At 36.5% G+C, this 22,228-nt stretch carries 20 protein-coding genes; 7 read left to right on the plus strand and 13 right to left on the minus strand.

Annotation, left to right across the window (positions count from 1 at the left end):
* Positions 1–10: 10 nt before the first annotated feature.
* Positions 11–607: a cytochrome c oxidase subunit 3 gene (locus tag L2586_RS21370; protein ID WP_235294995.1), complete on the plus strand. Its 597-nt coding sequence runs from the start codon at positions 11–13 to the stop codon at positions 605–607.
* Positions 608–674: 67 nt separating this feature from the next.
* Positions 675–1,781 carry a peroxiredoxin family protein gene (locus tag L2586_RS21375; RefSeq protein WP_235294996.1) on the plus strand — a complete coding sequence of 369 codons (1,107 nt, stop codon included), beginning with the start codon at positions 675–677 and terminating at the stop codon, positions 1,779–1,781.
* Between the two features lie 29 nt (positions 1,782–1,810).
* Here the strand turns inward: L2586_RS21375 and L2586_RS21380 are convergent, their stop codons facing one another.
* Entirely contained in the window at positions 1,811–2,545 is a 735-nt protein-coding gene (locus L2586_RS21380; RefSeq protein WP_235294997.1) for an RNA methyltransferase, read from the minus strand.
* 26 nt (positions 2,546–2,571) lie between these two features.
* Here L2586_RS21380 and tamL point away from each other — a divergent pair, with 26 nt between their 5' ends.
* Positions 2,572–4,950, plus strand: a complete 2,379-nt coding sequence (gene tamL / locus L2586_RS21385; RefSeq protein ID WP_235294998.1) for a translocation and assembly module lipoprotein TamL — start codon at positions 2,572–2,574, stop codon at positions 4,948–4,950.
* A gap of 33 nt (positions 4,951–4,983) precedes the next feature.
* On the opposite strand, the gene L2586_RS24725 is transcribed toward tamL, so the two are convergent.
* The 6 genes from L2586_RS24725 to L2586_RS21415 all read right to left on the minus strand — a co-directional run bounded on the left by L2586_RS24725 (position 4,984) and on the right by L2586_RS21415 (position 9,302).
* Positions 4,984–5,181 carry a GDCCVxC domain-containing (seleno)protein gene (locus L2586_RS24725; RefSeq protein ID WP_317218963.1) on the minus strand — a complete coding sequence of 66 codons (198 nt, stop codon included), beginning with the start codon at positions 5,179–5,181 and terminating at the stop codon, positions 4,984–4,986.
* Positions 5,182–5,432: 251 nt separating this feature from the next.
* Positions 5,433–6,068, minus strand: a complete 636-nt coding sequence (nth, locus tag L2586_RS21395) for an endonuclease III (RefSeq protein WP_235295000.1) — start codon at positions 6,066–6,068, stop codon at positions 5,433–5,435.
* Positions 6,065–7,072, minus strand: coding sequence for an acyl-CoA reductase (locus L2586_RS21400; RefSeq protein WP_235295001.1), 1,008 nt, complete (start codon positions 7,070–7,072; stop codon positions 6,065–6,067). The genes nth and L2586_RS21400 overlap by 4 nt, the downstream gene beginning before the upstream one ends.
* Positions 7,056–7,568: a DUF1415 family protein gene (locus tag L2586_RS21405; RefSeq protein WP_235295002.1), complete on the minus strand. Its 513-nt coding sequence runs from the start codon at positions 7,566–7,568 to the stop codon at positions 7,056–7,058. The genes L2586_RS21400 and L2586_RS21405 overlap by 17 nt, the downstream gene beginning before the upstream one ends.
* Positions 7,569–7,570: 2 nt before the next feature.
* Complete coding sequence (locus tag L2586_RS21410; RefSeq protein WP_235295003.1) at positions 7,571–8,605, minus strand: RluA family pseudouridine synthase; 1,035 nt, start codon at positions 8,603–8,605, stop codon at positions 7,571–7,573.
* 4 nt (positions 8,606–8,609) lie between these two features.
* Complete coding sequence (locus L2586_RS21415; protein WP_235295004.1) at positions 8,610–9,302, minus strand: hypothetical protein; 693 nt, start codon at positions 9,300–9,302, stop codon at positions 8,610–8,612.
* A 45-nt stretch (positions 9,303–9,347) separates the two neighbouring features.
* Between L2586_RS21415 and L2586_RS21420 the strand changes: the two genes are divergently transcribed.
* From L2586_RS21420 to L2586_RS21430, 3 genes are all read left to right on the plus strand, one after another.
* Positions 9,348–10,544, plus strand: coding sequence for a trans-sulfuration enzyme family protein (locus tag L2586_RS21420; protein ID WP_235295005.1), 1,197 nt, complete (start codon positions 9,348–9,350; stop codon positions 10,542–10,544).
* 72 nt (positions 10,545–10,616) lie between these two features.
* Positions 10,617–11,051 (plus strand): SRPBCC family protein, encoded by a 435-nt coding sequence (locus L2586_RS21425; RefSeq protein ID WP_235295006.1) that lies wholly within the window; start codon positions 10,617–10,619, stop codon positions 11,049–11,051.
* Entirely contained in the window at positions 11,048–12,208 is a 1,161-nt protein-coding gene (locus L2586_RS21430; RefSeq protein ID WP_235295007.1) for an FAD-dependent oxidoreductase, read from the plus strand. The genes L2586_RS21425 and L2586_RS21430 overlap by 4 nt, the downstream gene beginning before the upstream one ends.
* Positions 12,209–12,211: 3 nt before the next feature.
* Here the strand turns inward: L2586_RS21430 and L2586_RS21435 are convergent, their stop codons facing one another.
* A complete protein-coding gene (locus L2586_RS21435) occupies positions 12,212–12,742 on the minus strand; it encodes a metallophosphoesterase family protein (RefSeq protein WP_235295008.1) in 531 nt (176 codons plus the stop codon).
* Positions 12,739–13,707 carry a quinone oxidoreductase family protein gene (locus L2586_RS21440; protein WP_235295009.1) on the minus strand — a complete coding sequence of 323 codons (969 nt, stop codon included), beginning with the start codon at positions 13,705–13,707 and terminating at the stop codon, positions 12,739–12,741. The genes L2586_RS21435 and L2586_RS21440 overlap by 4 nt, the downstream gene beginning before the upstream one ends.
* A 44-nt stretch (positions 13,708–13,751) precedes the next feature.
* On the opposite strand from L2586_RS21440, the gene L2586_RS21445 reads away from it, so the two are divergent.
* Positions 13,752–16,478: an AAA domain-containing protein gene (locus L2586_RS21445; RefSeq protein WP_235295010.1), complete on the plus strand. Its 2,727-nt coding sequence runs from the start codon at positions 13,752–13,754 to the stop codon at positions 16,476–16,478.
* A gap of 9 nt (positions 16,479–16,487) precedes the next feature.
* Here L2586_RS21445 and L2586_RS21450 read toward each other — a convergent pair whose 3' ends face one another.
* From L2586_RS21450 to L2586_RS21465, 4 genes are all read right to left on the minus strand, one after another.
* Positions 16,488–16,949 carry a hypothetical protein gene (locus tag L2586_RS21450; RefSeq protein ID WP_235295011.1) on the minus strand — a complete coding sequence of 154 codons (462 nt, stop codon included), beginning with the start codon at positions 16,947–16,949 and terminating at the stop codon, positions 16,488–16,490.
* An 84-nt stretch (positions 16,950–17,033) separates the two neighbouring features.
* Entirely contained in the window at positions 17,034–18,626 is a 1,593-nt protein-coding gene (locus tag L2586_RS21455) for a hypothetical protein (RefSeq protein WP_235295012.1), read from the minus strand.
* A gap of 164 nt (positions 18,627–18,790) precedes the next feature.
* A complete protein-coding gene (locus L2586_RS21460; RefSeq protein WP_235295013.1) occupies positions 18,791–19,402 on the minus strand; it encodes a Cif family virulence factor in 612 nt (203 codons plus the stop codon).
* Between the two features lie 138 nt (positions 19,403–19,540).
* Positions 19,541–22,213 carry a tail fiber domain-containing protein gene (locus tag L2586_RS21465; RefSeq protein ID WP_235295014.1) on the minus strand — a complete coding sequence of 891 codons (2,673 nt, stop codon included), beginning with the start codon at positions 22,211–22,213 and terminating at the stop codon, positions 19,541–19,543.
* Between the last annotated feature and the right edge of the window lie 15 nt (positions 22,214–22,228).

Genomic DNA, 22,228 nt, shown 5'->3' on the forward strand with positions numbered 1-22,228 from the left:
TTTGATCATCATGGCTGAAGAAAGAGCATTTTTGATCCATCCTAAACAGATAATTATCACCTTAGTCATTGCAGCAGTGACTATGCTGTTTATTGCATTCAGTATTTCATATTTATACAACAGAATGCAGAGCGGGATTCCTCCTGTCAAGCTGCCGAATTTATTTTATTTCAATACCTTATTTCTATTATCTAGTAGTTACACACTACATTTAGCAAACAAGGCATATTTATCTGATCTGACAGAACGCTATAAAGTCTTAATAGGTGTAACCATTATCTCGTCTATTATTTTTCTTGTGCTGCAATTTTTCGCTTGGAAGCAAATGATTAACATGAACATTTTTGTTGATGCAGCCAATACTGGATCTTACATGTATTTATTATCTGCAACACACTTTGTCCATGTCATCGGTGGCTTACCTTTTCTAATTGTATTTTTTGTAAATGCATTAAAGAAAATGAAATCACCAGTAAGCGTACTCATTTATTTTTCAGATCCAGATAAAAAGAGAGATTTACAATTATTAACAACATATTGGCATTATATAGACATCTTGTGGATTTATTTGGTATTATTTTTTCTACTTAATTACTGGATACAATAAAAAGTTAATGCTTTCTTAAAATTACATATAATAATCTATTATCATTTATAAGATTTATTTTTACATTATGAAACATAGTATACTCATTTTATTTGCGACACTTTTAGTAGCTGCATCTTGTTCAGAAACTTCTACAGATGGTATATCTGGAACCATTAGCGGTGCCGAAAATTTATCTGTTTACTTTGATAAAGTAAATCCTGACGGAACGAATAATTCATTGACCCAAGTACCAGCAAGTGGTTCAGGTAAATTTAACATTGACCTAGAAGATCCACTGGAAGAGGGTGTATATAGAGTAAGAATCGGAGCTAAGAGTGCTTATATCATACATCAACCATCAGACATAGGAACAAATATTTCTGGAAGTATAGATGATTTCAGTACATACTCTTATTCTGTTTCAGGTAGCCCATTATCGGAAGAATTCCGTTCTTTAATGAATCAATATGTCAATAAGCAAAAAACTATAGATGACATGAAGACTGCTATAAAAGGAGATCTTCATCCTTTAATATCTATGGAAGCTGCTAATACACTGTTCAAATCTAATCCAGCTTTCTTAGATGTTCATGGTGCTGTTAATAACAAACTAAGAGCTAGTTATCCTAATTCCACATTTACTTTACGCCATTCTGAAATGTATACATTACTTCAGAATCAAATTGCGGCTTCACAAAGAAGTACTGGTAAATTTAGAATAGGTGATGAAGCACCGGATATCGCTCTACCCGACCCTTCTGGTAAAGTTCGAAAGCTTTCAGATCTAAGAGGGGAAGTAGTCTTAATTGATTTTTGGGCAAGTTGGTGTGGACCATGTAGAAAAGACAATCCAAAAGTCGTTAAAATTTATAAAAAATATAAAGACAAAGGTTTCAATATTTTCAGCGTTTCTCTAGACGGAATTCATCCAAGAAGATTACCTGCCTATAAAACGCAAGCGGAAGTAGATAAGCAGATTCAAGCATCTAAAGATAGATGGGTCGGAGCAATCGAGAAAGATCAACTTGAATGGGATAATCATGTCAGTGAATTAAAACACTGGAATTCGAATGTGACTAAGCTATATGGGGTTTCATCTATTCCACAAACATTCTTAGTAGATCGTGAAGGCAAAATTGCGGCGTTAAACCCAAGATATAATCTAGAGCAAGTATTACAAGAATTCTTATAAGCCATTAAATTTAGTAGTAGCAATAAATGCTATGAAGATGTTAAATGGCTTAAAAATATAGAGGTAGCGATACCTGCATTAAGAGACTCCGCTCTAGAATATGGTGATTTTGAAATAGTTAAATATTCAGTAGAAAGCTTTTGAATTTTCTGTGAAACTCCATGAGATTCACTTCCGATTACTAATATCATCGACTCAGGTTTTTCGAATTCGCTGAGCTTTGTTCCATTAAGGAGACTTGAATAGATGGGAATATCTGAAGGTAACTCTTCGATTTCAGCATTTATCAAATTAAGTCTTGCGAAGCTTCCCATTGTAGCTTGCAGTACTTTCGGATTATAAAACTCAACTGATTCAGGAGCCGCTATTATATTCTTTACGCCAAACCAATCTGCAGTACGAATGATTGTTCCCATATTGCCAGGATCTCTTATGTTATCCAAGTATAAACTAACTCCATTAAATTCTAAGGAATCAATCGAAGGCTGTGAAGGAATATTAGCAATTGCAAGAATACCTGGAGGTGATTTTAAGTTACTTAATTTTGAAATCGTCTTTGCATCAATTATATTATATTTAATGTCAGTTTCAGAAAGGAGGACCTCTTTTTCAGAAACACAGTAGATCGAATCAAAACTAATAAACTTCTCCTGGAGACCTTCGAGAATAATTTTCTCGCCCTCCACCAAAAATTTATTATACTTTTGACGATACTTTTTTTGTTTAAGAGATTGTATGAATGCAACTGTAGCTTTAGAGATCATGAACACGACGGATTATATCAAGTAAAATGCAAAATAAAGAATATAAAATTTATCCTTTGTCACAATTTTGCATTTATGCAATGCTTCTCTTGACTGTAGCATGCAATCCCACCGTCTATCTGGGTGATAATGAAGCACTTCTAACAGAAAATAAGATTCGATTTACAGATAGAAAAGCAAGTGAACCGAGGAATCTTCTTAGAGAAGAATTATCCCTAAACTATAAGCAGCGTCCTAATAAGGAATTTCTATTCATTCCAAGAGAATGGTATTACTATCGATTTGAAAATTCTTCAGATAGTTCTTTTCTTGCCAATTGGATCAGAAAAAACGTTTCTGAATATCCTTCTGTCCATGATAGCATCGCAGCAAGTGAAACAGCAGAAGCGATGCAACGCTACCTTAGAAAAGATAAAGGGTATTACAATGCCAACGTAAGTTCGAAACTTAAAGTGAAGGATAAGGAAGCATTTGTCACTTACATAGTGGATACAGATCGACAGTTTAAAGTAAAAAGCATAAATTATATCTGTGAAGATTCTAGTATTGTAGACATTATTTCTGATTTGTCTCAGGAATCTTTAATTCCCGTAGGCACCGGTGTTACAAGAGTCAATTTCAATAAAGAAGAAAACAGAATCGTAAGCGCATTACAAGATTCTGGATATGCCAAGTTTAATTCTAACTATGTAACTTTTCAAGGAGATACATCGGATTACAAAGTAGATGTTACCGTTACCATTTTAGCACCAGGAGCAGATCAAAACCATCAAAAATTCTACATCGGCAATATTAATGTCTACACAGATTATACAGCTGGTCACGATACTAGCTCGAAAATAAAGGTCAATATTAAAGACATCGATTACTTCAGTAAGGAAGAATCATTCTTTGTCACACCTAAAACATTGACCAGCAGAATATTCATAGAAGAAGGTGGAACCTATACACGAAGTAAAGAATTGAGGACGGCCCAAAGTCTTTCGAATCTGAACACGTATCGTTTTGTTACCTTAAATCCAACGATAGACGAGCGAATAGACTCCTTAATTAATTATAATTTCCAACTTTCTCCCATCAAAAATAAGTGGGTTTCTGAACATACCGGAAGTGTTTATTATGCCAATATTCAACGTGAGAATCAACGTGAGTTTTTGGGACTGAGTCTAAGTACCAATCTTTCGAGCAGAAATTTATTACAGAACGCTGAGAACTTCAGCATTGGTTTAGATGGTTTCGTGGAATTCAACCTGAATGCTGTGAACTCCATAGGCGCCTCATTTGAGACGGGCTTAAGTCAACCTCGATTGTACGATATAACCAAAGTACTTTACTTAGCACGTAAGACCAGAATTATTCCGGAGAGGGTTTTTAATTCTTTAAATGACAATACCAGTTCTGATTTAGGATTTACCTATTCTTATACTTATACATCAACCATTTATAGCTTAGCATCTTTAAATGCTAATTTCGGATACAATTATCGACCAACATTGAATTCATCGACAGCTTTCAATCAAATAGGTGTCAATTATCTACTATTAAATCCTTTAGAAACCTTTATTCCTATTTTAGAAAACAATCCATATCTCAAGAATTCATTTACTAAGCGGTTGCTTACAGGTGCTGTATTCCGAGATATTGCGTGGGTTTATAATGAACCAGCAAAGAGCAAAGGATTTTCTTGGGGACTTACCTATTTCGGGGAGATTTCTGGGTTAGAATTATCTCTTCTTAACGAGGGATTCAATTTGCTATCTGGAAAGGACAAAGTATGGGATCTTCCACTAGGTACTCAAGATTCTATAGAGTTTTCAAAATTTGTCAAAGTCGACTTTGATCACCATTTTAGCCAAAAACTATATGGGACTCATTTCTTAGCAGGAAAATTCAGGGCAGGAATTGCTCTACCATTTGGCGGATCTCAGACGGTTCCATTTGTTCGTCAATTTGCTGTAGGCGGTCAGAATAGTATTCGTGGTTGGCAGATCAGAAGCTTAGGTCCTGGTGGATACAACATTGCTGAAGATCCTAGTGCCAATACTAATACGCTACCCTACCAAACTGGTGATTTCATACTGGAGAGTTCTTTAGAATATCGCTTCCCTGTTTCTGGATTTTTACGAGGAGCTGTTTTTATAGATGCTGGGAATGTATGGACACTGAGTGAAGATGATGAGAGAACAGATTCCAGATTAACTTCTGATTTCTATAAGCAAATTGCGGTGGCTTCAGGCGTAGGAATACGAATGGACTTCTCCTACTTTTTACTGCGTTTTGACTTTGGATACAAGATCAGAAACCCATTTCCGAACGAAAAAGGTTCCTATTGGAATTATAGTACTTTTGGATGGGGAAATATCAATGATGCCAATCTTAGTTTCGGGGTAAATCTACCGTTCTAGATAGTTATTTTTTTCAATGCGAAAACATCCTAACTAGCAACAATTTTCATCTTTCTGGATAGGTGGACAAGGAACAGTGCCATAACTGCAAAAAACACAGCAGTCCCCTTTGATTGGTTTTAGGATTCGATGGCACGCCTCACATTCATAGAAATAGGTACATGAATCTGAAGGCATTTCTTCATCTTTCTGAAATCCACATTCTGGACAAGTGATCGTAGAAAGTAGCACAACATCCTTAGTTGTTTCATTTTTACTTTTACGGCTAAATTGATATAAACCATAGCCTAACAAACCAATTCCAATTGCTATAAAAACACCACTGAAATTTTCTATTCCATTGCTTAAACCGATTAATGTGCTACCACCACCCAATGCTATGATCAAAGCAGGTAACCAGCAACAATTCGTTGCTAAAATAAATGCAAGTGAACTTCCAATAATTGATTTTCTATAATTCATAATAGACATTCATCCATACCTTACTTAAATAACGTAGCTCTTCCGTATTTACTACAAATCGGGCATGCTTTCGGATCATGTCCTCGTGCTGGACAATATTCTCGTCCAAAAAATATAATTTGCAAGTGTAACTTATTCCAAATCTCCCGAGGGAATATTCGCTTTAAGTCCTTTTCCGTTTGCGTAACATTTTTCCCAGTACTTAACTTCCATCGATAAGCTAATCTATGAATATGGGTGTCCACAGGAAATGCTGGAACTCCGAAAGCTTGTGACATCACTACAGAAGCTGTTTTATGCCCTACACCAGGCAATGCTTCTAAATCCTTAAAATTATCTGGGACAATCCCGTTATGCTCCTCAATGATGATTTTAGAAAGGGTCGATATAGCTTTCGACTTCATCGGAGATAATCCACACGGTCGTATGATGGCCTTTATATCTTCTACAGGAACTTGTGCCATATCATATGGATTATCAGCCATCTGAAATAATGCTGGTGTCGTCTTATTCACACGCACATCTGTACACTGAGCAGATAGCAAAACAGCAACCAGCAAAGTGTAAGGATCCTTATGATCTAACGGCACAGGAACTTCAGGATAAAGCTCCTCTAATATTTGTATGATATCCTCTGCTATTTCTTTTTTAGTCATGATTTGCTCAGTTCTGCTAAAAATGCCATGGTATCTATTCCATCTGCATAATCATCTATCATCGGTTTTTGACAATCTCCTAATGGCAAAATTTTTAAACCATCTAACTTAATATTTCCGGAGATGCACTGAATTTCATCTAGTTGATCTCGTAATTGCTTAGCTAAAATTGACCTATCCGAAAATGTTTCATAATGCAAACAGGCAATCCTAGATACAATTTCATCACTTCTCCTCAATAAAACCGCGCCACTTGCGAGGTAGTCGTCCGCATTCAATAAAAAGATCGCATTATTATAATCATAATTATTTTTATACTTCACATGATTAATTAAGTACTTATATTCTTCGTGTAAGACCTCCATCAACCTCACTTTATTGAAATTTTCGTCAATGTAAATCTTCGATACATTTCTACAACCTAAACCGAAATAAGCAAAAATGTCCTGCCCTAAAGCCTTAATTTCATCTTCTGTTAATTCTCCTTCTAGCACTGCAATTGCATTCCGATTTCTTCTTATGATATTTGGATAGTTTGCAAAATACCTTTCGAATTGTTTTGCGGATTGGTTACTTCCAGTTGCAATCACAGCATCCATTCCTGAAAGTTTTTCCACGATTACAAATGCATTAAATGCTGCAAGTTTATCAAGCAAATGGATCGTAAGAACAGAATCTTTACTAGAAGTCTTCACTAACGCTTGGTGGCCTGAAAGAAAAGTGCAGAGTAAATCATGGAATCCTACTAAAGGAATATTACCTGCGAGAATTAGTCCCACCTTTTTTTGAATTGTCCCAAAATCATAGGCCGATAACCATTTTTTCAAAATCACTTCGTCCAGCATTTGATCCGCTATAGAATGCAAAGCAAAGTCAATATTTTCTATGGTAAACCAAGGATTACTTAGCTTCGCTTGGATTTTAACTGCTTTTAATTCTTCATTATCTGCTCGAATATATTCGCCTAACTCAACCAAGGCGGCTATCTTACTTTCTATACTCATCTAAAATATTTGTCATTTTTTTATAACCTAAGTCATTCAACAAAGTGGCATTTCGATCTAGAATTTTCTGTTTCCAACTTTCCGTCATTTCTAAAGCTTCAAGATCGCTCTCTCTTAACAGCTGCAACATCGGGTATGGAGACCTATTAGAAAAATTAACAGCATCATTCATTTCTAGACCACCAAATAGATGCTCAGGATGAAAATGAACTACCTTAAGAACTTCACCATAGCCGATCGATTCTATTAGATCTTCTACCCAATAGCCTACATCTAAGTACTCTTCAAACGTAGCCAATGCTGGAAAAATAAAAAATGAAGTCTTAAAAGAAGAATCAAGAAACGTTTCTATGCTTTTCTCCACCGCAGCAAAGTCCTGAATAACCTCCCAGTTAACTTCCTTCTTATCCATCGGTTCTTTGGCAAAAGGGCATAGATTATATCCAATGATAAATTCATAAACCCATTTTTTCGAACGCTGAATATGTGTTGTCACACCTAGTTAATTTCTTTTCTATTAGCGATGTAATTTCTCCATTTTTCTAAAACTTCCGCCATATCGTCAGGCAATGGTGTTTCGAAATACAACTTTTCCTTGGTAATTGGATGAATAAAGCCTAAGGACTTTGCATGTAGTGCTTGCCGTGGCAATATTTTAAAACAGTTCATCACGAATGTCTTATACTTAGAAAAAACAGTTCCTTTTACTACCTTATTTCCACCATATCGCTCATCATTGAAAAGCGGATGATTCGTATGTTTCATATGCACCCGAATCTGGTGCGTCCTTCCTGTTTCTAGCTGGCATTCCACTAAGGAAACATAATAAAAATTCTCAACCACCTTGTAATGTGTAACCGCTACTTTTCCTTCATCTCCATCTGGGAAAACGGTCATCAACTTTCGATCTCTCGGGTGCCTTCCTATATTTCCTTCTATGGTCCCAGATTCCTCATCAAAATTCCCCCACACAAGAGCAAGGTATTTCCGCTCTATAGAATGATCAAAAAACTGAGCAGCAAGGCCCTTCATGGCTTCTGGCGTTTTAGCAATCACTAGTAGCCCAGATGTATCCTTATCTATTCGGTGAACTAAACCTGGCCGATCAGCTTGATTACCATCCATTACAGGAAGATTCTTCTTGAAATAGTAAGCCAAAGCATTGACCAGAGTACCTGATTTATTACCTACTCCTGGATGAACAACCATTCCTGGCTTTTTATATACAACCATTAGGTGTTCATCTTCATAATGAATATCTAATGGAATATCTTCAGCAATCAGTTCGAACCCATCCACAGGGCGATTAAGAAATACTTTAATGTATTCTCCAGGGCGAATCTTATAATTAGATTTCACCTCTTTATCATCTACAAGGATATTTCCCGCCTTTATGGCAATCTGAATCTGGTTACGAGATGCTTTCTCGATCCTTTCCATTAGGAACTTATCGATTCTCATGGAACGCTGTCCAGGATCTGTTAATATATTATAGTGTTCGAATAAATCTTCGTCTACGTCGTCGTTAGTCATAATATTAGAATATAAAGGACAAAGATAAACTTATTGAGGTAGCACGATACGTTGCTTCCTTTAATTCGAACGCATCTTCGGAAAATTCAATGTTCGTTAAGTTATCTTTTTTTGAGAAGAAAGCGATCGTAGGTCCATAGGCAGTATAGGCCTTAGTCGTTAAGAACCAAGATTCATCAAGCGTAATATGCAGTCCTCCTCCACCATAAAAATAAATCTTGCGATCTACATTATTCGTGAACTGATTATAATAAGCTCCATCTATTCGGTCATAATCTCTTGAGAATGCTTTAATACTATTTAGGCCAACTCCTGCTTCACCGAATAATTCAAAAATTGAAAAATATACTTGTGGATATATTCTTCCCAGAAAAGTGAAATTATTATTGACCACTTTCGTTTGTAGGTCTAGGTCTGGAGCGAAATCAAGCAGTGTATAACTATCTAATTTCCTACTAGAGTAACTGAATCCTAAGAATATCCTTGAATAATTAATTTGCCGTAGATATGAAAACTCACCTCCTAAGCCATTATTAGCACTTTTTCTACCGAAATCGCTCTGAGGAATAAAATAACTAAGCCCGCCTTCAATTATGTTTTTATTGAAAACCTCATCATAATAGGTGTATTCCTCTTCTTCTTGAGCGTGAAGAACATTTATTAATAACAGGCAAGCAAAAATCAAATAAAACTTCATTATTTTAGCCGAATATTTATAAAAATTTAACAAAATTTAAGTTGTATGAGTTTATCGTTCGAGTCTATTTGTGTAAAAGAACCTAAAGATACAAAAAGGAATAAACCTCATATCCTTCCTATCTATGCAAGTTCGTCATTTGAGTTTGAAAATATAAATGAAGGGATAGATATATTTACGAACAAGAAAGAAGGTTTCGTATATTCTAGATACGCAAATCCAACTGTGGAGAGTGTTTCACAGAAAATCGGACAACTTGAATCTTACGGCCTAGAAGGTGAAGGAACAGCTATGATGACCTCTTCAGGTATGTCGGCTATTTCTACATTAATCGCTGGTTGTCTTAGCCAAGGTGATAAAATCTTAACACAAGGGAATCTCTATGGAGGAACAACAGAGTTGATTAAAAAAATATTTACGCGGTTCGGTGTTGAACCAATTTTCACCAATCTTAAGGACTATGATCATATAGAATCCTTACTAAAATCAGATCCAGCCATCAAAATGATTTTCTTAGAAAGTCCAGCTAATCCTACACTTGCTTGTGTAGATTTAGAAATTATTGCTGGTCTTGGAAAGAAATACGATACGCTCACCGCAATTGATAATACATTTTGTACTCCATATCTCCAACAACCACTAAAATGGGGAATAGACTTTGTAGTCCACTCTACTACAAAATATCTGAATGGACATGGTAATTCGATAGCAGGTGCGATTGTTTCTCTAGATAAAGAAATGATGAGAGATAAGATCTGGGCGACGATGAAACTACTAGGAACTAACTGCAATCCTTTCGATGCATGGCTAACTCATAATGGAATGAAAACGCTAGTCGTAAGAATGGAGAAACATAGCTCTAACGCCATGGCACTAGCTGAGTTCCTTAACAACCATGATAAAGTAGAACATGTTAATTATACGGGGCTGGCTGATCATTCCGACCACGAATTAGCAGTTAAGCAAATGAGGCTCCATGGTGGCATGTTAAGTTTCGAAGTTAAAGGAGGTGTAGAAGCAGGGAAGACGCTCATGAACAACATTAAGATGTGCACACTAGCACCGACTCTAGGAGATGTAGATACATTAATTTTACATCCAGCATCGATGTCTCATTTATCTATTCCAAGAGAAATCAGGATAGAAAATGGTATCACAGATGGATTAATTAGAGTTTCTGTTGGGATCGAAGACATTAAGGATTTGAAGGTAGATCTAGGTAATGCACTTGATTTCTGCTAGGTTATCTTATATACTTTAAATAAAAACAGTTTAGAGGCCAAACATTTAATAGGATAATGGGTTTCATACTGTATGAAATTAACTCTTAAGACGCCTATTCCTAAAAACTATAAAGTGGTCATGGATGGATTCGACAAGAATTTATTCGAATTCCTAAAACCTATCGGCGCCAAAATGGAAATCGTTGAATTCACTGGTTCTGAAACTGGAGATACCGTTCATATCCGATTCCTTAAGCCTATAAAGGCGGAATGGGTAAGTGATATTACAGATCATGGAATAAATGAACAAGAAGCATTTTTCTTAGATGAAGGCCGCATTTTACCCAAGCCACTTTCTAAGTGGAAACATCGGCATGTAGTTAAGAATATTAATCTTAACAAAAGTGTAATAGAAGATCAGATCGAATTTCAAACAGGGAATGTTATCTTAGACATCATATTATATCCCTTTATGTTTATGGGATTTTTTCCTAGAAAGTTTCAATACAAAAAGTATTTCAAATGATTGCGATAATAGGTGGTGGAATTGCGGGCTTAATTGCTGCTATAAATTTAGAGAAAGCTGGACATGAGTGCATTATATTTGAAAAGCAAAGCCATTATGGTGGAAGAATCGCGACCAAAGTTATAGATGGCATTCCTTTGGATATTGGGTTTCAGGTTTTATTAACAGATTACCCAATGGCCCATAAATACCTAGATTATAGTGAATTAGACTTGCAACCGTTCTCCTCTGGAGCTGTCATTTTCAAAGATGGGAAAAGTACAAAATTCGGTGATCCATTAAAAAATGTAAACTTTCTTTTTCCTATGCTCTTTTCTTGGGCAGCAACAATCAATGATAAAATCCTGGTTTACAAGTTAAGCAAAGTACTTAGAATCAAATCTATAGATGCCATTTTCGAATCAAGTGAAACTTCTACATTAGACTATCTCCAAAAATTTGGCTTCTCAGATAAGATCATTAATAACTTCTTTCGACCTTTCTTTGGTGGTATTTTCCTCGAAGAAGAGTTAAAAACTTCCTCTCGAATGTTTGAATTTGTTTTCAAAATGTTCGGCGAAGGAAGTGCTGCAATACCGAGCAAGGGAATGGAAGCGATCCCTAAACAATTAAGAAAGTCATTGAAAAAAACTAAAATTGCTCTTTCTACAGAAGCAAACATCAATGAGAATGGAACGGTAGAAGTTGATGGAAAAGAAATCAAGGTAAAAGGTATCGTGAAAGCCTATGCCGAAAATGAAATTTGGCAAGGATGTACAACCAATTATTATCGTGTTTCAAAACGTATTCTTAACGGAAAAATCATCGGATTGCTAGCGGATAAGAACACAATGATTAATAGTTTTTATTATGTCAATGATGAGATCATATCAGTTACTAGTCTCGAAGTCTTCAAGCCAGAAATCATGGATAGCAAGATGCGCGATGAAATGAAAAACAAATTAGGAATTACACCGATTGACTTAATAGCTAGCTTCGAAGTTCCAAATTCACTTCCTGTTCTGAATAGCCTCAGCCAAGAAGACCGTTCTAATTTCAAATTGATAAACAATATTCCTTTTGTCGAAGCTGGTGACCACTTATATTATGGTTCACTGAATGCTGCGATTCATGGAGGTGAAGTAGCAGCGAATACCTTGATGGATCACTTAGAGTAAGTTCTATTCTTCAGAATCATCTCCTTTTTTCTGTGCATAGCCTCTTATTCCTAACTCAATGGCTTGTAGATCTTTAACCCTTCCCTTATCAATGGTAAATCGAGCCATCGTTCTCATCTTGTGAAAACCATGGTGACCGCAAGCACCAGGATTCATATGCAGGAATCCATACTTCTTATCCATCATCACCTTCATAATATGAGAATGGCCACAAATAAACAAACCAGGAGGATTGGTCTTAAAAATCTCAGTAACACGCTTATTATATCGTCCTGGATAGCCACCGATATGTGTCATAAAAACATCTAATCCTTCGATCTCAAATCTCAAATCCAAAGGAAATGTTCTTCTCGCCTTAGCGTCATCTATGTTTCCATAAACACACCTTAACGGCTTAAAGGCCTTTATGGTATCCGTCACTTTTAAATCTCCTATATCACCAGCATGCCATATCTCATCACACTCTCCGAAATAAGATAAAATGTTCTTATCCATATAAGAATGCGTATCAGACAACAATCCTATTCTCTTCACAATTTATTTTTTATAACGATTTTGCCAAATTGAGCACCTTCCTTCATTCTTAAAATTGCTTCCTTAATTTCATCTATCGGATAAACCTTATCAATAACTGGCTTGATTTGATGTTTATTTACAAATTCCAACATATCACTAAAGTCTTGATCAGAACCCATTGTTGTACCAAGAATAGAGGCTTGATTCCAAAATAAACGCTGTGGACTAAAAGAAGCTTCACCTCTTGTCCCACCATATATACTGATTCTGGCACCTTTTGCAGTGATGTTGACTAACTTAGAAAATCCAGGTCCACCTGCAGAATCAATGATAACATCCATCGGTCCGACAGACTTAAGCACTTGCTTGTGCATGTCGTCATCTTTATAATTGTATCCGCCACTCGCTCCCAGACTAATTGCTTCCGCTATCTTTTCTTCAGATGATGAACTCACATACACTTCATTTCCATTTGCAACAGCGAATTGCATAGCAAACAAGGCTACTCCACCTCCAATGCCTGAAATAAATACTTTCTCGCCTTTCTGTAACTGAGCTCGAGAGAATAATGCTCGGTATGCAGTTAATCCACCTAGTGGCAATGCAGCCGCCTCTTCAACACTCATATGACTTGGTTTCTCATGCAAGTAAGCTTCTGAAACTTGAACTTTCTCTGCAAAACAACCTTCTGATGGCATTCCCAAAATATCAAAATCCCCTCCTTGATATGCTTGCCGGTCACCCCAATTCAATCCTGGATTAATCAAATATTGACCTCCATTATGACTTACACATCCATCGGATCCTAGAATGATTGGATACTGAATTCTGCCATATTGACCTTTAACAATCCATAAATCTCGGTGATTTAGAGCTGATGCAATCACATCTACAATAACCTCATCTGCCTTTACATCAATTTCATGATCTTGAAGGACTGGATACTCTCCTTCTTTATTGATAACTGCTGCTTTAATTTTCATAGCTCGAAAAATACAGTAAAAAAATTAAATACTATATTTAAGCCATGTCCAATATTTCTAATATTCTCAATTTCTACAAGGATTGTTATGCCTTCGACTACCAATCGGTATGCATTAGAAACTTCTTTGGTCGGGAGGCACAATATGTGAATGTAATAGCGGACCTCTCCCCTATTTCAGAAAAGAATAAAGAAATATTAGTCGAGGCCAGATGGGGCCAAAAAGTACTGAAAGACTTAGCTATTCATGGTAAAGAAAAAGCACTTTATGCGGGAGCGCTTTTTCTCCTTGGTTCATCTAAACAATTAGGTCGAAAAATAAGGGTAGCTCCGCCGCTATATTTGTACGAAGCTAGCTTAGTAGACCATTTCGGAAATCATAGAGTTTCTATAGATGTAGATGGAGCTATTATCAATCCATATTTCCTCGAATATCTGAAGAGTCTGTACCCAAATGTTGATATTTCTTATGAAGATTTTGCCTCTACACTACCAACTGGAATTTTAGGTATTGCAGAAATCATTCAGATAGAGACTACACTTAAGACGCACTTTCCATTATTAGATTGCTCCCACTTGAATAAATGGTACGTCCCGCATGCTAAATTAGAAAATGCTCGCTTCTGCTATAAACAGAATAATCCGAATGATTTCAATCGACTAATTTGTGGTGTATCCTTAGCAATTATTAAAAAACAGGAAGGGTCTCGCGGAGTGATAAATGAATTAGACGAATTAGCAAAACGAAACATTACGGACAATACGTTGAATGAATTGTTTAGTGAAGGAAAGAGATATCAAAAGTCTTCAATACCACTTTCAGTCGATGTACCTATTCCATTGAGTGAAAGGCAAAAAGAGGTGTTCTATAATGTTTCGCAAGAAAACATTTCTCTCGTCATCGGACCTCCAGGAACAGGTAAATCTTATACGATTTCAGCATTAACAACGGAGCTTATAGGGAAAGGCCAATCCGTATTAATTGCATCGAAAAATAGTCAAGCTGGTTCCGTTATCTCAAAGAAGATCGAGAACGATGTGCGCATTAAGGGTGTCGTCATTAAAGCCGCTCGGAAATCATATAAATATCACTTATCTAACAGAATTGATAATATCCTTTCAGGAATTCAGCGAAAAAATCCTCCTAGTAAAGAAGACTTAAGCATTATCGGGCGAAACATAACACAATATTCTCGGAGCATAGAAAAGCTGATAAAGCAACTCCAACTTCAAGAGAAAACTGAACATGAATGGGGTCTATTTTTCAAAGAATATCAAAATGGCTTCTTCGAAAAATTTAAGAAAAAATGGATAGAATATCGACATCAGAATCTTAAGAAAATTTGGCATCTAAAAGATGAAATTGATGATCTTGTTTCCAGGAAAAACAAGTTAGTTCGGAAATACATCAAGTTAAATTACGATTACACGTTATCGGAAACCTTGAAGAGGTTTCGAAGAGACATTCAAAATTTCTCGAAAACACTTAATACTAGTGAAGGGAAAGTAATTCAGAAGCACTTTGAAAATACAAACTTTAAGAATGTCCTAAAAGCTATACCTGCTTGGATAATTAACTGTTCTGATGCACATCATATCCTACCACTTGAATCAGAAATTTTTGATGTATTGATCATTGATGAAGCGACACAATGTGATATTGCAAGCTGTCTACCGCTGATCTACCGCGCTAAGAAAATTGTTATTATCGGTGATCCCAAGCAACTCAGACATATTTCTTTTCTATCTAATGCTAGGCAAGAAATCTTGAATCAGCAATATGAATTAAATGGGATGAAATATCGGAACTACAGTATTTTAGACTTGGTCAGTGACCTCATTCCTAGCCAAACGCAGATTACCTTCCTCAACGAACACTTTAGAAGCTTCCCAGATATTATTTCTTTCTCAAATAGTAAATTCTACAATAACAGTCTTCATTTAATGACTGCAACTCCGATCACAAACATTCTCAAGCATCTTTACATCCATCATGTCTCAGGAGTGAGAAATACAAAGGGTGAGAACTTAGCGGAGGCCAATGCAATCATTAAAAAGATGCTATCTGTGGTTGAGAAAGAAGTGGATTTGGATGCTGATCTATCCAGCAAAATTGGAATCATATCCCCGTTCAGAGCGCAAGTTTCCTTATTGAAATCATTAATCAGAGAGACATTCTCATTGGAACAAATTAAAAAACATGATCTGCTCATCGGTACGCCTTATCATTTTCAAGGTGAAGAGCGCGACATCATGTTAATCTCCTTCACACTAGATGCATCGTCTCACAGTGGAGCGTTTAATTACCTGAATAAAGCTGATGTATTTAATGTTTCCATCACTCGTGCAAGAAGTTTGCAAATTATCTATACATCTTTACAACATGCAGAAGTAAATGAGCAGTCCTTGCTACACGAATACCTCCTACACATCGAGAAAATTCGGACTCCGAAGAAGTTGCAGTCTGGAGCAGATGACCACGACGAGTTTACGCAAGAAATTATCCAGCACATCACTAACTGGGGAGTAGACAGAATCTACACAACATATGCGATCTCTGGCGTTATCATTGATCTTGTCATTGTTCAAAATGGAAAGACACTGTGTATAGACCTAATCGGGTATCCCGGAGAATACCAAGAAATGTTTAGTCAGAATCAACTCAATATGCTAGATCGAATGGGACATAAGGTCTTTTTTCTTCCCTACAGCGAATGGAAATTGAACTATGAGCAAACCTTAGAAAGTTTGCATAAATTTATCTTCAGTTAAAAAGACGGTTTACTGCTCTAAGAATGCAGGCTTAAAATTGCTCTCTATTGCTTTCTCAATTTTCCTTGCAAATTTAGGATCTCTTTTCCACTGTCTGCTTTGAGATTGTACAAGGATCGTCTCACCAAAATAGAAGTACCAATTAATGTTCTCAATAGCCTGAGCCACTCTTTCGTGTGGGCCATCTTTGATGAAGTCCTGGACTTCATTTTCAGAAATCGATTTTAATTTTTCTATCCCTTTTTCAGACAAGGTTCCTACTTTCTCCCACGAAATATCATCCTTCTTAATATTTTGATTAGAACCTAAAAAGATCTTATAGATATCGCCATTATCATAGATTCTATTAGCTTCTGCGTTTCCAATTCTAGTCTGAATATATTTTTCAAAAATCACCTCTCTATCCATTAACTCTTGTTCAAGTCCTGCTTCCAAGTTGAATAATGGCGGTTTAGTTTTAGGAGTATCCATCTTATATATTTTAGAATCTTGACAGCTCATTATAAGAAACGTCATCGATAACAATAAATAAATCTTTTTCAATTCGGGTATTTTTTAATAATGATCATATCGCCTCATCATTCTTTCGATATATGCATCATATACTGCTTTCGTAGCATGTGGACGCATAATATGGTCTAAATCTGAAGCGGCTAATACTGACCCAAAGGTATCATTATTATAGTAATGATCTGCTAAAATTCTTTGATCTGTCGAATTCGAGGCATTCATTAATTCTCTAACTTTTGCAACTCTATCTGTGTTCGAAATACCAGCTAACTTCAGCGTAAGGGACATTGTACCACAGAGCGTTCCTAGAATTTCTTTCTTTTGATCTAATGTCAATTGATCATAATGTTTTGCAAATGCAGCTCCGATGTGCGCTTTACTGTTTAGGAATCTTTCGATTAAGTCAACATCTAAATCACGCTTATCATACTCTTGAATCCACCAATCCATATTCGTTTGCCCAGCAAGTGGATTGCTTGTATCCGCACCAGGTTCTCGACCTAAGTAATCATAACCAGGCCCGATTCCGTGGCAATTATAGAGATATCCTGCTGCATCGTGAACCGCTCCATGTGTCGCAACGGCGCTTCCATCCTCTACTAGCGGAACTCTCTCATTTCCAGGACCTGCCATTCCTCCAGTTGGACTAATTAACGAACCAAAGACTGCATCTATTCCGAATACATCTCCTAGTATTTTACCAAACCTTAGCTGAGCATTGCTTCCTGTAAAATCTGGATGCTCTGAAGTGTTCAAGGCTGGTGATGGATTATCAACTGCATGATCGTAGACATGACCAGATTCTTCTTTGTGTTTTTTATAATGATCTACACCGGCAGTTTGTTTTGCCATCGCTTTGGTGTACTGGCTTAATCCAGATCCAGGTGACAGACCTCTGATATTTTCAATTTGTGATATGGCTTCTTGTAACACTGTTCCGCCCGGTTTCGAATACAAAGTCACCATCGCAGTCCTCAGACCATTGGACTCAGCACCTGTAAATTGGGATCCGATTAATGCTCTCAACTTATCTTCAGTAATTACCAACTCTTCTTCTCCTGACTGTTCACTTCCAAATGTATTTCCTTGAATACTATCTTGAGTTGTAATTAAATCCAATGCCTTCTGTAGATCATCACCAGACAATTCCCATTGAAGAATGTACTTGAGACCAAATGATTTCTTAGTTTGCAAGTCCATGCTATCTAATGCTGCAAAAACTCCATCCTCATTGGTACCAGCACCTTTCGTTGCTTTCCATAAAGCAGAAATTGACGAAGGATAATTAGATTCCGATCCGTATTCCATTAAAAGATATGCCTTCCATAATTCATGCCCATCCATATCGCCAGCAAGCGCACTTAGCACTGCTCCGTCAGATTTCAATCCTGATCTACTGCTGCACCTTCTTATCGCATCATAGATTGCAGATTCATCAGTTCCCCAGCCATCCGTTGCATCAATAATGATTCGCTTAGCTTCTGAAAGAGAAATCCCATTTTCAATGGCTTGGTTTCCAGGTGCATTATTTGCTTGAAGTTGGAGTGTGGGAGGTGCCATAGTTGCAGTACTTTCCGCATTCTCTCCATGGGAGATGTTCGTTTTTAAAATATCAGATTCATTTTCAAATTCTCCCATATATTGTATTTCACTTTAAATTAACCTTTGTAAGTTAAATAAACCTTGCTTACAAATCAAGGCTTTGCACCGCTTAGATAAACTTTTAATAATATCATTATCTCACATTAAAACTCGAAGTCCAGCAAAGCCTTAGCCGACGACTTAAATTATTGGTCATTGAATTACAAGTTAGCGTCAAATTTGACCAGCCATGAATCGTTTTTATTTTTTTCCCAAATTAGAATATATTTTCCATGATAGGAGCCTTCGCATCGCCCTATTTCAAAGACAACGTTGTGATTAACCGCTTCCACAATTAAAGGCACCAAATTCAAACTGTAATTAGGATTATTCATATAACTATACTCCGCAATAATAGCATCCGTCCCTTGAATAAGTGGTTTATGATTATAGTAAAGAGCATCCGAAGCGTAAAAATTTCGTACTAATTCTTCTGCATTGTGTTGGTTGCAAGTTCGTATCCATTCTTTTCTTTTTAGGTCAATGGGATCTAAATCTTGCAATGTATCATTATTTATTTCGATCCATTCTAGAAGAACCTGAGTTGAATCTTTAATTATTAATCCCTTATAACGTTGGTCAGATAATCCTACGTAATCAATTAGCATATAGGTTATGGAAGAATCTAGGCCCACTTTTGTTTGATAGATGATGCGATTTTCGAATAATGCATCACTAATATTATTAATAATTTTAATCGTCCCCGCTTGCCCATGTGCTAAGAAAGATAGTGTTGTAAATAGAATAAGAGCCTGAATTTTAAAACCCATCATTGAAAGCTTGAATGAATTTAAAATTACGAATAATTCAATTCCTAATTTCAATGAAAATTGAAGAATTTCTCATTTTGTCTTAATTTCCATCATTTTCTTTAATAAAACCAGTTCTTTATATTTTATGTAATATTGATTTTAATTATTTAGTTTTTGATTATGTGGCTTTTCAATTGCCTCTAACCGTTCTTCAAAAGACTTTATTTTTAGATTTTGTTTCTTCAGATGTACTTCCAAATTCTCAATTATTTGATTATTCTCCAATTCTAATTTCTTAATCCTAGATTCTTGGTTTTCAATTAAGATTTGTTGCTCCTTGATGGCTTCTAATAGAATAGGTGTCAGACGGGAATAATCTACGGACTTATAGCCTTCCTTATCCGTCATTACAAGTTCAGGGAAGGCTGTTTCCACTTCCTGGGCCATGACACCAATTTGTCTCTCATCTGAAAAGTCTTTCTCAGGAAAATCTTCTTGGTTCCAATAATAGTATTGTCCCTTAATTGTTTTCAGTTTATCTAATGTTTGTGTAAAGGATTCAAAATCTTTTTTGTATCTGATGTCGGAGCATGCGCCGATGGAGCCCGTGTAGCATATATTCCCACTTACATTTAACTGACCTCCTACTTGAAGCAAGTTTTGAAAACTTCCTGAACCAATCACATGTAGTTTAAAGCCTGGAGAAGAAGTACCGATACCTACATTAACATTATTTCCGAGCACCACGGCATTACTCATTCCAACAGTTGCATTAGCACCAATAGCTGTAGAATTACTATACCCTGATATAACTTGTGAATTATAACCAATTGCTGTATTATTTGTTCCTCCGAATGTAAGAGCATTGTGCCCTAATGCACTGTTTCCAATTCCGCCAAAACTATAATATAGTGCATCCGTTCCGATTCCTACGTTATAAAGACCATTTGTACTTGAAAAGAGTGCATTTTCGCCAATAGCTATATTTTTTTCCCCACTAGAATTTTTATAAAGAGCATAGTTTCCAACCGCTACATTCTCTTTTCCAGATAAACTATTGTAAAGAGCATTCGTTCCTATTCCTATGCTATGGGTACTATACTGGCTATCATCATAACCTGCATTTTCACCTATAAATATACTTCCTCCTGATGCTTTGGGTTCAAGTCTACGTTCCTTCATAACCCATCTTTCCGTACCCCCAACATGAAAACTAATGGGGTCGCCAGAAAAAGCCGTTGCATCTACATTACCGATAACTTGTAATTTTGCAGCGGGTGTAGAAGTGCCTATTCCTACATTAACATTGTCTCCGAGCACCAGGCTGTTACTTTGATCAACTATTGCATTAGCGCCTATGGCTGTGGCATTTTCCAAATCCCCATAGCCCACTCCTGCTCTATAACCAATGGCCGTATTGGAATCTCCTGTGGTATTATAAAAAAGCGCTTCTCGTCCAGTGGCCGTATTCCAGCTTCCATTAGTATTATTATACAATGCATGATATCCATTTGCATTATTCAAGTCTCCTCCGATATTGGACCAAAGTGCTTGATAACCATAGGCCGTATTCCAGTTTCCCTCTGTATTTTTATATAGAGCTTGATAACCACTAGCAATATTTCTGAATCCTGTGGTATTATGGTACAATGTTTCAGTGCCTATGGCAGTATTTTGGTTCGATGAAGTATTACTAAAGAGTGCATTATATCCAAATGCTATATTACGATTTGAAGATAAGTCATCATTCATTCCTGCCCCTTCACCTATAAAAACACTTCCTCCTGAGTTCTTAGGCTCTAGTCTATTTTCATTCATAGTCCATCTTTCCTTTCCCCTCGTACGAAATCGAATAACATCTTCATCAATAGACTCTTCCACCTCAATTTTGGTATCATTATCGGTATCGCTTAATCCGAGTGCGCTTTTACTAACGATCTGCCATGAATCTCCATCAAAGACATAAAATTGTTTTTCATTATAAACATAGACCAGTAAACCTTCTTCGGGATCCACAATATTTTCCATATGACCTGTATACATTCTAGGGATCAGTAAACCTTTAGAAGTACTAGACATCTCCAATTGTGATGAGCTATGTGGCGTTGATGTCCCAATGCCTACATTTGCATTGTTACCCAAGATTAGACTATTGCTTTGATCAACAATGGTATTCGCACCGATAGCCGTAGCATTTTCTAAATCTTCGGCACCCACATCAGCTCCATATCCCAGTGCAGTATTGAATGCTCCTCCTCTATTAGTAAACAACGTTTGGTGACCAATGGCAGTATTATTTGACGCTTTAGTACTACTTATTAATTCTCTCGAATTATATAGGGCGGCAGTGCCGATTGCAACGTTGCCTGATCCTATAGTATTACGTGTAAGTGTTGAATCTCCAATGGCAATATTATAACTATTGAGTAGAGAATTATAAAATCCAGCTTGTCTACCTATAAATACAGACCCCCCAGTATTAACAGGTTCTAATCTTGCGCCAATCATTCGCCATCTTTCGCTACCATTTACCGAATATCGAATTATATCTTCATCTGGAAATTGCTCTACCTCTATATTTGTGTCTTCATCGTTATCGGTTAATAATGCACTTGTTGTTAGCGAGATCCACTGGTTACCATCGTATCCCATAAATTTATTAGTCACAGTGTCATACTTCATCATCCCTTTTGCAGGTGGCATGTTGTCCTCAGAAATTCGAATTTTCCCTACAATATCAAGACTGGCTTTGGGATTATCAGTGTTAATACCTATTTGAGCAAAAGCAAATTGGACCGTAATTAAAAGTGTGAAGATTAGTAGTGTTTTCATTTTTTGTAATTCAAA

This window comes from Portibacter lacus, from assembly GCF_021533215.1.
Lineage (GTDB): Bacteria > Bacteroidota > Bacteroidia > Chitinophagales > Saprospiraceae > Portibacter > Portibacter lacus.

Coding starts and splice junctions, on each gene's coding strand:
- L2586_RS21420 (WP_235295005.1), top strand. CDS start 9,348: ATGAGTTTATCGTTCGAGTCTATTTGTGTAAAAGAACCTAAAGATACA.
- L2586_RS21375 (WP_235294996.1), top strand. CDS start 675: ATGAAACATAGTATACTCATTTTATTTGCGACACTTTTAGTAGCTGCA.
- L2586_RS21370 (WP_235294995.1), top strand. CDS start 11: ATGGCTGAAGAAAGAGCATTTTTGATCCATCCTAAACAGATAATTATC.
- L2586_RS21380 (WP_235294997.1), bottom strand. CDS start 2,545: ATGATCTCTAAAGCTACAGTTGCATTCATACAATCTCTTAAACAAAAA.
- L2586_RS21410 (WP_235295003.1), bottom strand. CDS start 8,605: ATGACTAACGACGACGTAGACGAAGATTTATTCGAACACTATAATATA.
- nth (WP_235295000.1), bottom strand. CDS start 6,068: ATGACTAAAAAAGAAATAGCAGAGGATATCATACAAATATTAGAGGAG.
- L2586_RS21445 (WP_235295010.1), top strand. CDS start 13,752: ATGTCCAATATTTCTAATATTCTCAATTTCTACAAGGATTGTTATGCC.
- L2586_RS21455 (WP_235295012.1), bottom strand. CDS start 18,626: ATGGGAGAATTTGAAAATGAATCTGATATTTTAAAAACGAACATCTCC.
- L2586_RS21425 (WP_235295006.1), top strand. CDS start 10,617: ATGAAATTAACTCTTAAGACGCCTATTCCTAAAAACTATAAAGTGGTC.
- tamL (WP_235294998.1), top strand. CDS start 2,572: ATGCAAAATAAAGAATATAAAATTTATCCTTTGTCACAATTTTGCATT.
- L2586_RS21400 (WP_235295001.1), bottom strand. CDS start 7,072: ATGAGTATAGAAAGTAAGATAGCCGCCTTGGTTGAGTTAGGCGAATAT.
- L2586_RS21465 (WP_235295014.1), bottom strand. CDS start 22,213: ATGAAAACACTACTAATCTTCACACTTTTAATTACGGTCCAATTTGCT.
- L2586_RS21430 (WP_235295007.1), top strand. CDS start 11,048: ATGATTGCGATAATAGGTGGTGGAATTGCGGGCTTAATTGCTGCTATA.
- L2586_RS21440 (WP_235295009.1), bottom strand. CDS start 13,707: ATGAAAATTAAAGCAGCAGTTATCAATAAAGAAGGAGAGTATCCAGTC.
- L2586_RS21415 (WP_235295004.1), bottom strand. CDS start 9,302: ATGAAGTTTTATTTGATTTTTGCTTGCCTGTTATTAATAAATGTTCTT.
- L2586_RS21450 (WP_235295011.1), bottom strand. CDS start 16,949: ATGGATACTCCTAAAACTAAACCGCCATTATTCAACTTGGAAGCAGGA.
- L2586_RS21460 (WP_235295013.1), bottom strand. CDS start 19,402: ATGATGGGTTTTAAAATTCAGGCTCTTATTCTATTTACAACACTATCT.